General features: G+C 49.2%; 12 protein-coding genes. 6 read left to right on the forward strand and 6 right to left on the reverse strand.

Annotated elements, in window-relative coordinates; all coding sequences use genetic code 11:
- Window positions 1–9 precede the first annotated feature (9 nt).
- The 6 genes from IEV98_RS09855 to IEV98_RS09880 all read right to left on the reverse strand — a co-directional run bounded on the left by IEV98_RS09855 (window position 10) and on the right by IEV98_RS09880 (window position 6,574).
- On the reverse strand, window positions 10–873 hold the full coding sequence (locus tag IEV98_RS09855) for an ROK family protein (protein ID WP_188505672.1): 864 nt from the start codon (window positions 871–873) through the stop codon (window positions 10–12).
- Window positions 857–1,960, reverse strand: coding sequence for a chorismate synthase (gene aroC, locus IEV98_RS09860; RefSeq protein WP_188505673.1), 1,104 nt, complete (start codon window positions 1,958–1,960; stop codon window positions 857–859). Before aroC ends, IEV98_RS09855 begins: the two co-directional genes overlap by 17 nt.
- A gap of 48 nt (window positions 1,961–2,008) precedes the next feature.
- Window positions 2,009–3,265, reverse strand: coding sequence for a 3-phosphoshikimate 1-carboxyvinyltransferase (aroA, locus tag IEV98_RS09865; RefSeq protein WP_188505674.1), 1,257 nt, complete (start codon window positions 3,263–3,265; stop codon window positions 2,009–2,011).
- A complete protein-coding gene (locus IEV98_RS09870) occupies window positions 3,265–4,371 on the reverse strand; it encodes a chorismate mutase (protein WP_188505675.1) in 1,107 nt (368 codons plus the stop codon). The genes aroA and IEV98_RS09870 overlap by 1 nt, the downstream gene beginning before the upstream one ends.
- Window positions 4,372–4,439: 68 nt before the next feature.
- On the reverse strand, window positions 4,440–5,264 hold the full coding sequence (locus IEV98_RS09875) for a prephenate dehydratase (protein WP_188505676.1): 825 nt from the start codon (window positions 5,262–5,264) through the stop codon (window positions 4,440–4,442).
- A 527-nt stretch (window positions 5,265–5,791) separates the two neighbouring features.
- Window positions 5,792–6,574, reverse strand: coding sequence for a patatin-like phospholipase family protein (locus IEV98_RS09880; RefSeq protein ID WP_188505677.1), 783 nt, complete (start codon window positions 6,572–6,574; stop codon window positions 5,792–5,794).
- Between the two features lie 91 nt (window positions 6,575–6,665).
- Here IEV98_RS09880 and IEV98_RS09885 point away from each other — a divergent pair, with 91 nt between their 5' ends.
- The 6 genes from IEV98_RS09885 to IEV98_RS09910 all read left to right on the forward strand — a co-directional run bounded on the left by IEV98_RS09885 (window position 6,666) and on the right by IEV98_RS09910 (window position 15,294).
- The gene (locus tag IEV98_RS09885; RefSeq protein ID WP_229738654.1) at window positions 6,666–7,649 is read left to right on the forward strand and encodes an ABC transporter substrate-binding protein; all 984 of its coding nucleotides are present in this window, start codon (window positions 6,666–6,668) and stop codon (window positions 7,647–7,649) included.
- A 10-nt stretch (window positions 7,650–7,659) separates the two neighbouring features.
- Window positions 7,660–7,995 carry an MmcQ/YjbR family DNA-binding protein gene (locus IEV98_RS09890; protein WP_188505678.1) on the forward strand — a complete coding sequence of 112 codons (336 nt, stop codon included), beginning with the start codon at window positions 7,660–7,662 and terminating at the stop codon, window positions 7,993–7,995.
- A 203-nt stretch (window positions 7,996–8,198) separates the two neighbouring features.
- Window positions 8,199–8,789, forward strand: a complete 591-nt coding sequence (locus tag IEV98_RS09895) for an RNA polymerase sigma factor (RefSeq protein ID WP_188505679.1) — start codon at window positions 8,199–8,201, stop codon at window positions 8,787–8,789.
- A gap of 363 nt (window positions 8,790–9,152) precedes the next feature.
- Window positions 9,153–10,292: a FecR family protein gene (locus IEV98_RS09900; RefSeq protein WP_188505680.1), complete on the forward strand. Its 1,140-nt coding sequence runs from the start codon at window positions 9,153–9,155 to the stop codon at window positions 10,290–10,292.
- Window positions 10,293–10,500: 208 nt separating this feature from the next.
- Window positions 10,501–13,764 carry a TonB-dependent receptor gene (locus IEV98_RS09905; RefSeq protein ID WP_188505681.1) on the forward strand — a complete coding sequence of 1,088 codons (3,264 nt, stop codon included), beginning with the start codon at window positions 10,501–10,503 and terminating at the stop codon, window positions 13,762–13,764.
- Between the two features lie 72 nt (window positions 13,765–13,836).
- The gene (locus IEV98_RS09910) at window positions 13,837–15,294 is read left to right on the forward strand and encodes a RagB/SusD family nutrient uptake outer membrane protein (protein ID WP_188505682.1); all 1,458 of its coding nucleotides are present in this window, start codon (window positions 13,837–13,839) and stop codon (window positions 15,292–15,294) included.
- Window positions 15,295–15,371 lie beyond the last annotated feature (77 nt).

The raw sequence follows: 15,371 nt of genomic DNA on the forward strand, positions 1-15,371 counted from the left end.
GGCCAGTTATTATACGAACAATGCTGCTGCGCCGATTAGCGCCGCCTGTTCACCCAATTGACTGATTCGGATGTCGAAACGATCAAAAGCGTTGGTGTTAAAACTGCGGAATATATCCCATGCCTTGGAAATGTTGCCACCAATGATAAATTTTTCGGTGCCTTCATGGTCACTGAAGAATTGGATGAACTGAAGCAAGTGATGGCTGTACTCCGCCAATAAATCATCAACTAAAGCATGTTTATCGCGTAATTGGAGAAGCTCTCGGAGGCCGGTGACTTTTACATTGTGTTGCGCGGCCTTGCGGACGAACCATCGAGTCACCAAATGCTCTTCCATATTGCTGTCCAGGTAGGGTGTTTTCCACAGATCGGCATCTACGGCATTGTTCCCCCGTTCCCAAATGGCGCTTCCCAGTCCCGTACCCAATGTGATGCCTAAGATTTTGGTATGGCCATTATGTTTTCCGGCAAAGACCTCGCCCTGCAGAAACGCTGCCGCATCGTTGATGAAACGGATGTTATCCCCGGCTACTCCCGTCCTTTCAGCAAGCTCCCGGCGGATGTCCATGCCATACAGGTTGTCGTACTTATCTTGGTCGCGCATGCGCGAAATGCCGTTTTCGTAGTCGAATGGACCGGGCATCGCGATGCCGATGACCGAGTTATCAGTGCGGGTCCGGTTTTGGATAACTTCTTGGAAAGGAGCGGCCCATGCCGATAAAATCGATTTAGCATCGGTATGTGAATCAACATGATGCCTGGTGGTAGATTCGGTAATCACCTGCCAGTGGTTGGTATCAACCAAGGCGGCGGTGACGTGTGTGCCTCCAATATCGGAAGCGATTACAAAGGGGCTATTTTGTTGTTTCATAAATTCGGTTTTTGAGTAAATGATCGGCGAGGACCAATGCTGCCATTGCTTCGACGATGATGACAGCACGTGGTACCACGCAGGGATCATGCCGGCCTTTGCCGGTGATTTCGCTAGCTTCTCCCGCTTGGTTTACGGTCTGCTGCGGGCGCATGATGGTTGCAACAGGTTTAAACGCCACGCGGAATGTGATATCCATGCCATTCGAAATGCCACCTTGGATACCCCCCGAAAAATTGGTCAGTGTCTTGAGGTGCTCAGCATCATTTGCGGGGTTGACAAAGATATCGTTGTGTTCCGATCCCCGCATCTGTGATCCGGCAAAGCCCGAGCCATACTCAAAACCGTGTACCGCATTGATTCCCATCATGGCTTTAGCCAAATCGGCATGAAGCTTATCGAATACGGGTTCACCCAATCCCACCGGTGTATTTTGTATAATGACGCTGATGCGACCACCAACGGTATCACCTGCTTTACGGACGCTATCTATGAAATCAATCATTTCATTGGCCGTCGCGGGGTCGGCGCAACGCGCGATATTACCTTCTCGGATGTTGATAAGCTCATCGATATCGTGGGATACCAGGTTGGGGGCTTCAATTTTACCTACACCGGATACATGGGCGAAAATGCGGATATCAGATTGTGCGAGCAGTGTTTTTGCCACAGCACCTGCTGCCACCCTTGCTGCCGTCTCACGGGCCGAAGACCGGCCGCCCCCGCGGTAGTCGCGGATGCCGTATTTCATTTGGTAAGTGTAGTCGGCATGAGAGGGGCGGTACCTATCTTTGATATGCGAATAATCTTTCGACCGTTGATCTTCATTGGGGATGACCATGGCCAGTGGTGTACCCGTGGTTTTACCTTCAAACACGCCGGACAGTATTTTGGCCGTGTCGCTCTCCTTGCGCTGAGTCGTTATTCTCGATTGCCCCGGACGACGTTTATCCAATTCAGACTGGATGAATGATTCATCGAGGGTAATATTCGCCGGACAACCATCAATAATCACGCCGATTGCTTCACCATGCGATTCGCCAAAGGTGGTAATACGGAATACATCTCCAAATGAGTTTCCTGCCATTCCAGATTTTAGATAATAGACATGAGTTGTTAGACTTTTTTCGACCGGCTAAGATAGAATAAATCCGTGTTGTTTCAAATGTTTCCAGAAATCGGGATAAGATTTCTCCACCACATCGGGTTCATTGATTTGTACGCCGTCGAATAGCAGTGCCAAGGGAGCAAAGGCCATGGCCATGCGGTGATCCTCATACGTTTCGATGGTGAGGTGTTGCGGGCGGAATAATCCCTCGGTAACCAGATGGTACACCTTTCCAACTTCCACCAGCTTCACGCCAAATTTACCCAATTCGTTTTGCAGCGCGGCAATGCGGTCGGTTTCTTTGATTTTGAGTGTATGCAATCCGGTGAACGACAGATTTCGTCGTTGCACCGCGGCACATACAATCACTGTTTGTGCCAGGTCCGGGCATTCGGTGAAGTCAAATAAAGTTTCTTCTGCCTGATGAACGCTGGTCGTTTTCTGAATACGCAGTCCACCATCCTCAAAGGTGGATGCCACACCGAAGTGTACCATGATATCCTTAATGGCCGCATCTCCCTGGAGGCTGTTTTTTTTTAAGTTTGGCAGAAAGAGGTTGGCATCCTCAGCCAACGCCACCATGGCATACCAATAAGATGCCGCGCTCCAGTCCGGCTCGACAGTCAATCGGCAGGGCTTGGTTGCCTGCGGTGCGATGGTTATCCTATCACCGTTCCATTGGTGTTGGATACCTGCCTCCGCCAGCATATCAAGCGTCATGGTAAGGTAGGGGCGTGAGGTAAGTTCACCTTCGATCTGCAATTCCAGGCCTTGGGGCAGTGCGGAAGCGATGAGTAGCAATGCAGATAGGTATTGGCTGCTTACGTTGCCTTTTATCCGCACGTGGGCCGTTTCTTGCTTAAAGGCACCATCGATAGCGAGTGGCGGATAGCCGGTTGCCCCTGCGTATTGGATATGGGCGCCCAAGGTGTTAAGGGCGTCTACCAAGATGCCGATGGGTCGTTGTTTCATCCGTTCACTTCCGGTAAGGGTTGCTTGACCCCCGTTGATGGATAGATAGGCAGTCAAGAAACGCATGGCCGTTCCGGCGGGTCCGATATCAATTACCGTTTCAATTTTCCCGTCGGCAGCTGTCGAGGCAGCGAGCGCGCGCTGAAGCGTTACCGTATCAGCGGCCGCAGAAAGGTTTTCGATCGTGACGTTCCCTCCGCTGAGGGCCTGGATGATCAATGCCCGGTTACTTTCGCTTTTCGAACCCGTAAGTGGTACGTTGCCGCTGAGCGATTTCACCGGATGGGAAAGTTTTATTGTAGGGCCCGCCATTACGCCTCTGCTACCGGTTTGGTATTCATAATTTCGTTTTGCTTGCGGATAGATTCATTATGAATCAACTCCAGCATCTTTACGGTGAATTCCTTGTCCAGTTTAAGGGCTTGAGCTACGTTACTACGCTTTTGGATGATCTCATCCCAACGGCTTACCTGCAGGATGGTTACATTATTGTCGCGCTTATATTCGCCGATTTTTTCGACGATTTTCATTCGGTCGCTCAGTATCTTGATGATTTGATCATCCAGCTTATCGATGTCTTTTCGAAACCCAGCCAGCTTGTCTTCGAATACAGGGTCGTTGGACTCCGCATGCCTAGCCACGAGGTTGGTGATGATTTCGGCAAGTGCTTGTGGGGTTACCTGTTGCTTCGCATCGGTCCATGCTACGGAAGGATCGATATGCGATTCGATGATCAGCCCCTGCATATCCATATCCAGTGCTTTTTGTGCAATGTAAGGGATCAGTTCGCGGTTGCCACAGATATGACTGGGGTCATTGATGACCGGCAGGTCGGGCACCATGGTCTTCAGCTGGATGGCGAGGTCCCACATGGGTTCATTGCGGAAAGCTGTTTTTTCGTAAGAAGAGAAGCCACGGTGAATAGCGCCCAATTTCTTGATGCCGGCGCGGTTTACCCGTTCCAAAGCGCCGAGCCAGAGGGAAAGGTCGGGGTTTACCGGGTTTTTGATCAATACGGGTACATCCACGCCTTTAAGCGCATCGGCGATTTCCTGGACTGTGAAGGGGTTTGCTGTGGAGCGGGCACCTATCCATAGGATATCCACACCGGCCGCCAAGGCCTCTTCCACGTGTTTGGCTGTAGCGACTTCCGTGGTGATGGGTAGCCCGGTTTCTTCCTTGGCCTTGCGAAGCCATTGGAGACCAACGCTGCCAATTCCTTCGAATTCACCCGGACGTGTGCGCGGTTTCCAAATGCCTGCACGAAGTACGTTTACTTTGCCGGTATTGGCAAGCAGGTGTGCCGTGGCTAATACTTGCTCTTCCGTTTCGGCACTGCATGGCCCAGCAATTACCAATGGTAAGTCGCCGGTATCGATCCATGATTTCAAGGGTACGATGTCTAATGTCTGTTTCATTGTTTTTACCGTTTATTTGTTTTTTGTTATTTGCTTATCTGTAAAAAGTGGAGCATAGATGACTATTCTCAAACTTTATCATTCTTCACATATTCGCCCATGATGTTAAAGTTGTTAGTAAGTTTCAACACCCGGCGTATCGCGGCTTCGTAGTCTGCTTGGTCGTTCCATTCCACATCGACATAAAAGTCGTATTCGTTGCGTTTTCCAAGTACCGGCATGGACTGTATCCGGCTAAGATTGATGTTTTGCTCGGCAAAGCACAGTAGCACTTTAGACAATGCACCCACACCATTGCCCGTTTGGAAAGAGAGCGAGGCTTTATTGACGTTGCTTTTTTCGTCTGTTTTAGCTGCGAGGATGAGAAAGCGGGTATAGTTTTTCTTATTGGTTTCGATCCGCCGTTCGAGGATTTCCAATCCATATAGTTTTGCAGAGAGCTGGTTAGCGACGGCTGCGGTGTCTTTCAGTTGCAACTCACTTACTTTTTTTGCACTGCCGGCCGTATCTTCACCCTCCGTAATTTTGAACTGTGGGTTTTCCTCCAGGTAATCGCTGCATTGCTGTAAGGCAATGGGATGCGACTCTACGAACTTGATGTCTTGGATGGTTACACCCGGTGAAACCAGCAAGTGCAGTTTAATGTGTAGGTATACTTCACCGACTATGGGGAAACGGTAGTCGCGGAGCAGGCTGTGGTTGGGTAATAATCCGCCTGCAATGGAGTTCTCGATGGCCATCACTACGTAGTCGACCCTTCCCTGTTTTAGCAGCTCGCAGGTTTTCTTGAACGACTCACACTCCACCGTTTCGATATCTTCCCCGAAATATTTGTAGGCAGCTTCTTCATGGAAGCATCCCTTGATCCCTTGTATGGCTACTTTTATGCTCATATGTTGTGCTAAATGGACAATAAAAAAAGTCCCGGCTTTCTTGCCGGGACTTTTCTACATTTATATCTTCTACGTTATGAATGCATATCAATCCCGGCTTTTATCGCTAAAATAAAAGAAGCCAAAAAACCAGTATGCATTGTTCCGTGTTAACATCTCTTCTGTTTGACGAGCCAAATGTACATCATTTTTCTTTATTATCAAGAGAAAAATAAAAAAAACCATATGGAAATAGCTGTAGTAGGTCGACAATCCCTTTCAATGTCCGCTGTGTGTTATACTTTAGTGCCTAACTATCCGCATGTCAGCCACGTATTTCCCACCTATCAGCCACGTATAGTTCACCTTTTATCATTGAGGCAAACGCGACGCATAGGTGGAGCGCGCATGAGGTATGTTTTGACAATCCGTGGATTTTCGGTTTTGCTACGCCAATTATGAAAAAGGGTCGGAATGTGCTTGAGGTGGTGGGAGTAGACGTTCCTAGGGTGACGCTGGGTATGCTGCCGGATTGCTTTGAGCGCTCGTTAGCGCTGGCTGAGAAATTGAGATGCATAGGTGTAAACATATTCATAAATATGCATTAGTTCTTTCTTGCCAAACATGCTGAATTGAAGCATATCCGGCGGTTCCAAAAACAAATCACACTCCCGGGCATTTAAGCCCACGGACTGCCCGATTGCAAGATGAGTGATCCGGTCGAGCATCTTTGCCGGCGTGAGTTTTTCGGGTTCAATATGATCGGGTGCATTTACATGTACCCCGATTAAGTACTTACATTGCCCCAGCAGTGGCTTAACGGGGAGGTTGTCGAGTATCCCTCCATCATAATAAACAGATTCGCCACGTTTTATGGGAGGAAACATTAATGGCACACTGGATGATGCCAACAGTGCATCATCTAGCGTACCCGAGTGGAAGTATTCGACCTTGCCCGCCCTAAAGTTTGTGGCCGATACGTGAAGCGGTATCTTCAAGGCCTCAAACGTATTTTCAGGAATGTGTTTATGGATCAATCGAGCGAGAAAGCGATTATCTACAAAACCGGAGGTACGCAAGCGAAAGCTTGTAGTAGGGAAAAGGTCGTTTTCTCCTATGATGCGCAGCATCCCTTCTACCGTATATCCGGCAGCATAAAAAGCACCGATAATGGCACCCATGCTGCATCCAGAAATAATTGAAGGCCGGTAGCCATGCTCCTCCAGGGCCTTGATGGCACCCAAATGGCCTATGCCACGTAATCCGCCACCGGAGAGTACAAGGCCTACTTTGTGGGGACGCCGCTGTCGTTTTTTCAGACTGAAAACCATATGGCAACGTTACGAATTTTGGGGCAACAGTGAGGATATAATTTTAAAATGTGTTCGCGAATACCATACATTTTTCGTTAAGTTTGCTATTATGATCAAAAGATGCTGCGCCCTGATGGCGGTATGTTTAAGTGCATATTTATGGGGCTGTGAACAACAGAAAGAGCAGGGGGGAGTTCCCGTGGTTGGGTTTGTGGAGGCGTTTGAGGATGCAACTATCGCCCAAGCATATGAAGGTTTTGTCAAGGCGCTGCGCGACAGTGGGTATAGCGAATCGGATACCACAATGGAAATCATCCGCCGGAATGCCCAGGGAGATGCGGCTACGCTCAACCAGATCATCAGCTACTTCAACAGCAGAAAGGTAGCGCTAATCGGCACCAGTACCACTTTGGCTACTATTGCGGCTGTGCAGCGTAGTGAGGACATTCCCGTATTCCAAACCGTTACGGCCATGCCTGATATCCTAGGGTTATTGGCAGCCGATGGCGAAGCACCACAAAACTTGTTTGGTGTGGGAGAGAACCTGGCTTACATTGATACCTCTTTCACGTTGATCGCCGAAATGGTAAAGCCCAAGAGCGCCCAGTTGACCGTTGGTATGATCTACAATCAGTCAGAACCCCAGTCGGTTGAAGCCTACGAGCGGATTGCTGGAATCGCCGATAGCATGAATACCCATTTGGTAGCGCTGCCGCTCAACTCTTCCGCCGAAGCACAATTGGTCGTTCGTTCGCTACTTACAAAAAATATCGATGCGTTCTTTGCCAATCCAGATAATACCGTATTTGCTGCATTTGAAACCATCTTGAAAAATTGCAATGATAAAGGGGTTCCTGTTTTCACAAGCGAGTCCGGTCTTGTCATGCGCGGCGCAGTAGCAGCTTTCGGTGCAGACATCTACCATTGGGGATACCAAAGCGGCCTGCAGGCCGCAGGGTATCTGAAAAGCGGCTCGACCGATAGCCTGGAGGTGGAGATGCTCCACGTGAGGAAGCGGGTGTATAATCCCGAGGCAGCCGAACGCTTTGGCTACGTATTCCCGGATACGTTTGATGCGATCACATCGAAATAGTGCACATCATATGGTGACCAATCAACAATTCCGTAACCTCGCGTTGTCATTCCCCGAAACAATAGAACGACCGCATTTTGAAAAGGCATCCTTTCGAGCGGTAAAAAAGATATTCGCGACACTGGACGAAAAGAACAACAGGGCCTGTTTAAAATTCAACGAAGTTGATCAGGATGTTTTTTCGTCTTATGATCATCGCATCATTTACCCTGTCCCTAATAAGTGGGGAAAACAAGGCTGGACATTCGTCGAACTCTCGCTCGTGGAAGCCGCGTTGCTAATTGATGCGTTGACTGTTGCATTTTGTACTGTTGCACCTAAAAGACTTGCTGAGCAATATCAATGATGGCAAACAGCCAATCCAATTTCTATCGACGAATGGTGCATCATCAAGCCGGTAGCATGTGTTTGAAGAATAAACGATGGAAGGTGTCCGTTAACGCCTATTGAGGTAAGTCAATAAATTCAGGTAACTATTTTTTTATATAACTGGAATTTACCTAAGTTTGGTGAAGTTGGCCGAATTGGCTAATAGACACATCACGATTGATGAAAACCAAATGTAACCGGAAATATCATATCCCGCGTGTCAGTGCCGAAAGGGAAACTTCTTTTTCGATGCTATACGATGCGCATTGGGAGCGACTGTTCCGGTATGTCGTTCGTATTCTTCCTGACGAAGACGACGTTGCCGATGTGGTACAAGAGACGTTTATCCTATTCTGGGAGTCGGACTTCGATGCGAGGGAATTCAACTCGGTGGAGGCTTATCTACTTGTGATTGCCCGTAACCTCGCATTCAAACGTTTTCGCGAGCAGCTGAAGCGGACACAGTTTGAACAGCGGCTTATGGATCATTTCGGTGGAGGCAATTCCGACATGTTAATGGATATACATACCAAGGAACTGTCCCAACTCATTGACGCAGAAGTTGATAAGTTGCCGGAACGGATGCGTGAAGTCTTTACGTTGAGTAGGAAGGAACATCTCTCGTACAAAGAAATTGCCGAACGGCTCAACATATCCGATGAAACCGTAAAAAAACAGATCAGTAAATCGTTGAGACATCTGCGATTGAAATTGAATGAAGAGTACATCACATACCTCATCATTTTGGCCATTTCCGATAATTTCTGTTAGACTTCCCCTTTCACCATTTAGTTTGCGCAACATTTATACCTAGAATGCGTACAATTTATGGGTTTCAAAGATTATATAGGGCGCATACTTTTGCGAATGACAGTATGTACCTGTACGTCAACCGTTGCATGTGTACCTGCAGTTGATTCGGCACCAACCTTTCACATTTATCGGTTTACGGGACGGTAGGGCAGCCGAATATGGTAAATTGGAGTGTTAAATGTAAGCGAAACCGACTTTGGTTGGATGATCATGTAAGATTTTCTTTTTGACTACCAGCTGTTTAGTGGGTTTTTTAACTAAAGGATACCCCATCGGGTTGGTTTTTATACTCTCTTAGTAAAGCACCCAATATAAATCCGTATGAAACAAGAGGCATTCAGAAAGCTATTGCGTCGTTACGCCAACGGTGATTGTACCGAAAAAGAGCGTAAGTTTCTAGAGGATTTGGTGCTTCATAACCCCGTTGTGGGCAATTGGGAGTGGAACAGTGAGGAAGAAAAGGTGTTGATGGGAATCCGGATCAAACAAGCCATCGACGAGCGGCGGTTCGGATCGGGAAGGTCAATAAGGAACATGCGTTGGTACTGGCCGGTCGCCGCATCCCTCTTGGTTGCCCTTGGTGGTTGGTGGTTTTTCCGTGTCGGAACTATGGAATCGGCCGATAAACCGCTCCGGATTACAGAAACATCAGCCTTCCCTTCCGACGGTGTCCGCTTAACATTGGCCGATGGTTCGGTGATTAGTTTGGATAGCCTAGATAAGGGAGTCGTCGATGTGGCAAGTGGTTCGGAAATCATTAAACTTGATGCGGGGAAACTGGTATATGCACACCTTGAATCGGGAGATCTGGTGCCAAAGCATGGAAAGCAGCCAATGAATACCATCCATATCCCCAACGGCAAGCAATTCCAGCTCACATTGCCCGATGGTACAGACGTGTGGGTAAATACGGCTACGACCCTAACATATCCTGTAAGCTTTACCGGAGGCAAAAGGAGTGTGGAACTCGACGGCGAAGCTTATTTTGAGGTCGCCAAAGATGAATCACGCCCATTCGAGGTGGTAGCCAATGGAACGTCGATTGTCGTAACAGGAACCCGCTTTAACGTTTCGGCTTACGCTTCCGATAATGGGGTGACCACCACGTTGGTGGAAGGAGGTGTGACCGTCCGCGCGGGCGCGAGGGAAGCGGAGCTGTCGCCCGGTGACCAAGCCATTGTAGGAAAAAGTGGGAAAATCGAGAGACGACGTGGCGGCGTTGAGCAGGCGTTGGCATGGAAGAACGGTTATTTCATTTTTGACGATATGGATATCCAGGCGGTGATGCGGAGTGTCGCACGTTGGTATGACGTACGGGTCACGATCGGCGTAGGTGTGTCGGCTAAGCGGTTCGGGGGAAGTTTTCCCATTACGGCGGGTGTAGACGAGCTACTGACCGATCTAGAGACCGTGGGTAATATAAAATTCGAACGAGAGGGAAAGGAGGTAGAGCTCAAATGATCGCGTGACGTTTATCCTTTACGTCAAAAAAAAGCCGGACGTGCGGCTAACACATCCGGCTGGTTTGGCAAAATCGCCTACACAGGCTAACTACGAATGGATCTGTTAATTCACTAACGCAATTAAAACTGTATTGCAAATGTACGCATTTTGTATTGCACGAGGGTGCAAAATATTCGCTAATCATCAGCTTATTAAGCTTTTGATCATGTTTAAAATGACTATTATTTTGACGATGACCGCCGTTTTGCAGGCGGGGGCCGTGGTCTACGCGCAAAAGGCGACGATCGAGGTCAGCAATGCGCCGCTTCGCGAAGTCTTTACCCAATTACGTAAGCAGACGGGCTATCACTTCCTGTTTTTGACCGATGACCTGAAGGCCGCGAAGCCCGTCAGTTTGGATGTCCGCAATGCTTCGCTTAATGAAGTGCTCGACCTTTGTTTTGATGGCCAACCGCTGGACTACCAAATCCGTGGAAGACGGGTGTTGATCTCACGGAAAGGACCACAGGTTATGCTGGGGAAACCGTTGGTCCAAGAACGGGAGGTTACCGGGACAGTGACGGATGAAAATGGCGTGCCCCTTCCGGGAGTCACCATATCGCTGAAAGGCTCCACTTTGGCCGTAGCTACGGACGAATCGGGCAATTATCGGATTAAGGTGCCGAATCAATCGGCCGTACTGGAGTTTTCGCTGATGGGATTCGATGCCCAGGAAGTGGCGGTCAGTGATCGGTTGGTCGTTAAGGTAGCTTTAAAAACTTCGGTTAGCGATTTGGACGAAGTGGTGGTTATTGGATACGGGACGGTTAAACGGAGTGACCTGACGGGATCCGTATCTACCATTAAAAGTGAAGATTTCAACCCCGGGCAAAGCGGTGGGGTACAGGGATTGATTCAGGGGAAGTTGCCCGGTGTGCGCGTAGTCGAAAGTTCAGGCGAACCGGGCGGTAGCTATTCGATCAGTATTCGGGGGGCTGGCTCCATCAGTGCTGGTACGGGACCACTGTGGGTAGTGGACGGATCGCCGATGGCAGGCGGCTTACGCACGTTCAATCCGGATGACATCGAATCGATCGAAGTGCTGAAAGACGCTTCCGCTACTGCCATCTACGGATCGAGGGCGGCAGGCGGCGTCATTATGGTGACCACCAAAAAAGGTGGCAATGTGCCTTTGCAGGTAAATTACCATGGCAGCGCGAGTTTTAATCAGCCGGTCAATAACATCACCCTGCTCACTCCGGAACAATATATGACGGTGAGTAATGCGATTATCGACGATGGTGGAGGCAATCCGGAAGACCGGATAGAAAGTACCGGTGCCGGAACCGACTGGATGGCTGAGATCTTCAATCCCGGTGCGCTGGAACACAACCACTCCCTGTCATTCAGCGGGCGCCTGAGCGACCTTAACTACTACGTTTCGTTGAATGCCACCGATGAGGCGGGGGTGATCCGCAATTCGGGTTTTCAACGCTATGGAGGACGTATAAACCTGAACTACGGTGGTTCAAACAAATTCAAGTTCGGCACGAATCTCCGGTTTGCACATATCGAAGATCAATTGATCAATAAGGCCGGGGTCAATGAAAATGCGGGCGCGGTCTATTCGGCCTTATTTTTCGACCCTACATTACCGGTGCGGAATGAAGACGGTGGTTTTACGACCGCCGAGTTACTTACGATCAACAACCCGGTGGCCATACTGGAAGGGGAAGACCGCGGCCGACGGATCAACCAGTTTGCGGGCAACGTATACAGCGAGTATAGTATCCTGCCGAGTTTAAGCGTTCGTTTGAACGTGGGCTTCGATATCGGCGATAACCGGAACGATAGCTACCTGACCCGGCAAACCCTGGTGGGAGCCGCCCGGGGTGGTGTTGCCAATATCGATCAGACGCAAAACTTCGACCATGTGGTGGAGGGGACCATCCGTTACGCGGAGACATTCAACGATCATCAATTGGGCTTGCTGGCCGGGGTTGAAATGCAGAAATTTAAGAGTTCGGGGTTGTCTATGCATGCAGAGGGTTTCGCCGCCGATGGTACCGGTACCGATAACATGGCACTGGGTAATCCGGAGACGTTTACCATGGGCAGCAGTAGGGCAGGTAATCGTTTGGCATCGGCCTTTGGACGTGCCAACTATACCTTTAAGGATCGTTATTTACTTACAGCCACTATGCGTGCCGATGGATCTACACGATTCGGCACGAACAACAAGTTTGGGTATTTCCCGTCCTTTGCATTTGCTTGGCATCTCGGCAAGGAGCCTTTTATGGAACACGTTTCCTTTATTGACGAGTTGAAGCCGAGGATCAGCTGGGGGCGTACCGGAAACCAATCGATCGGTGATTTTCTGTCGATCACTACCTTTGCCCGTGGTGCCACGGCGATATGGAATGAAGCGCAGCAAGTCGGGTTGACACCTGCCCGTTTACCCAATGAGGACATCCGGTGGGAGACGTCCCAGCAGTTGGATGTCGGCCTTGATTTTGCCTTGTTCAACAGCCGTGTAGTAGGCCATTTTGATTACTTTCGGCAAAAGACCTTTGATATGCTGATGGCTGTTCCCCTTGCTGTGGAAACGGGCTTTGCAACGCAGATCCGCAATATTGGCAGTATCGCAAACCGGGGTTTTGAATTTGATATCTCGACCAGAAATATCGTTCGCCAGGGCTTTAGTTGGACAACCAATCTGAATATGGCAACGGTGCATAACGAAGTCACCGACATCGGTAACACGTTGCAGGTCATTTCCGGTGCTTCGGGCTTCACCAATAGTTTCCTGGTCACCCGGGTGGGGCAACCCCTCCGGTCATATTTTGGATATGAGGTGGAGGGCGTATGGCAAACCGATGATGATTTTTCGCAGACCACGCAAAATGTGAAGCCGGGCGATCTCAAATATGTTGATCAGGACGCAAATGGCGAGATCAATGCCAATGACCGGGTGGTTTTGGGTAACGCGTTCCCCGACCTCACGTTGTCGTTTGGCAATACGATTTCCTATAAAAATTTCGGGCTGGTGGTATTTATCGAAGGGGTCCAAGGAGTCAATATGCTTAACAATAACCTTGTTGATACGTACTTCCCACTTCAAAATAGACGGAATAAATATGCCGAACCTTACCTGAATCGGTGGACACCGGAGAACCCATCCAATAAATACCCTTCTTTTGTCAGCCCGGGAAGCCAGGGACAAAACGTAGTCAATTCATTGACCGTCGAAGATGCTTCCTACATCCGGCTTAAAAGTGTGCAATTGAGCTACGATTTTCCATCGCAATTGCTCGGCAGCGCTTTGCGGGGCGTGCAACTATATGTTGCAGCTACAAACTTGAAAACGTGGAGCAATTATTCCGGGTTTGATCCGGCGCTGAATTCCGGTGGCGACCCGAATGCAATGATTGATTACAATGCCTATCCGTTGGCACGGAGATTCCAAATCGGCGTGAAAGTTGATTTTTAGTTAAAAAATAATAACGATAGAATTCACTCCGGCAATAAAGATTCTGGGGCGATTGAAAATAATTTAACGACCATGAACACAAGACATTTTATCCCGTTTATGCTATTGTTGTGCTCCATATTTACAAGTTGTGAAGACATGCTTGAAGAGCAACCGTATTCGGAACTGGATCCCAGCGATGTACTAACCACCGTGAATGGTATCGAGAAGGTGCTGGTTTCCGCCTATGGGAATATGGTATGGAACAATGTCAAATTCAGGCTAACCCGCTTTGAGGGGTGGCCGGCGGATCTTTCTTGGCAAACCGGCGGCGTAGAGAACAGGACCGCCTTAACAATTATGAATTGGACATGGGATGCCTCCCAGGACCAGTTTATCGGTGCTTATCGTCGACATTATGATGCCATTCGGGATGCTAACATTATCTTGGGTAATCTGGATTTGGTAACCGGAATTGCCGATAATAAAAAGGCGAGCCTTACTGCTGAAGCCAGGTTTATAAGGGCTTGGGCCTATTACCGGCTTTACATTTATTTTGGTGCCACGCCACTCCGGACCAGTATTGATGATCCGGCGGAAATGGCCAAAGCTAGCCGGGAGGAGATGCTTCAATTTATCGAGACGGAGCTTCTGGCGGTAATTCCGGACTTGCCGGAACCAGGCGCGGAGGCCCAATATGGTCGAGTCACGAGTGGCGGAGCCAAGGCGCTGCTGGCCAAATTCTATCTCAACAACAAACAATGGGAGAAGGCCGCCGCAGCTTGCCAAGACGTAATCGACATGGACAAATATCGGCTTTTCCCGTCCTTCGAGGATTTGTTAAAGGGCGAAAACGACGGCAACAGCGAGATGATTTTAGTCACGCCGCTGAGCCCGGACGGTCCTGCGCTCAATTACATGGAAGGAGCGTTCCCCCCCGGCTTCGCAGCATGGCCCGAAAAGAACGTCGTCAATACTTCTTGGGAAAACCACGGTACCCAGCATCGACTCCGCGAAAGTTTTTACCATTCTTTTGACCCGGAGGACAAGCGCCGGGAACCCATTCTGACGACGTATGTAAATGACCGGGGAGTAACTGTCGACCTGTTGAACGATGCGGAAGATAACATTCGTTCGTTCCGGTTCTGGCCCGACATAAATGCACAAGGCAATCGGCACGGAAATGACTTACCGGAAATCCGGTATGCGGATATCTTACTGGCTAGGGCAGAGGCATTAAATGAGCTGAACGGCCCGAGCGAGGATGCAATCAATCTCATCAACCAAGTGCGGGCACGTGCAGATGTGCACGATTTATCCGTGACGGACTTTGCTACGAAGGAAGCGTTAAGGGACCACATCGTGCAAGAACGTGCATGGGAGTTCTATGAGGAGGGGCACCGGAGAACCGACCTCATCCGGATGGGTAAATTTGTTGAATTTGCCCGAAAGCGGGGGGTAGAAAATGCAGAGGAATACCGCACACTGTATCCCATTCCGCAATCGGCACTTGACGCGAACCCACTGTTGGAACAAAATCCGGGATACTGAGTGTTCCGAACCACCGGAAGACCGGCCCATTTGTGCTGGTGCTAACGTTTGATAGTTAAATTTGATGTGTTAAACTT

The sequence above is a fragment of the Parapedobacter pyrenivorans genome (assembly GCF_014636865.1).
Classification (GTDB): Bacteria; Bacteroidota; Bacteroidia; order Sphingobacteriales; family Sphingobacteriaceae; genus Parapedobacter; species Parapedobacter pyrenivorans.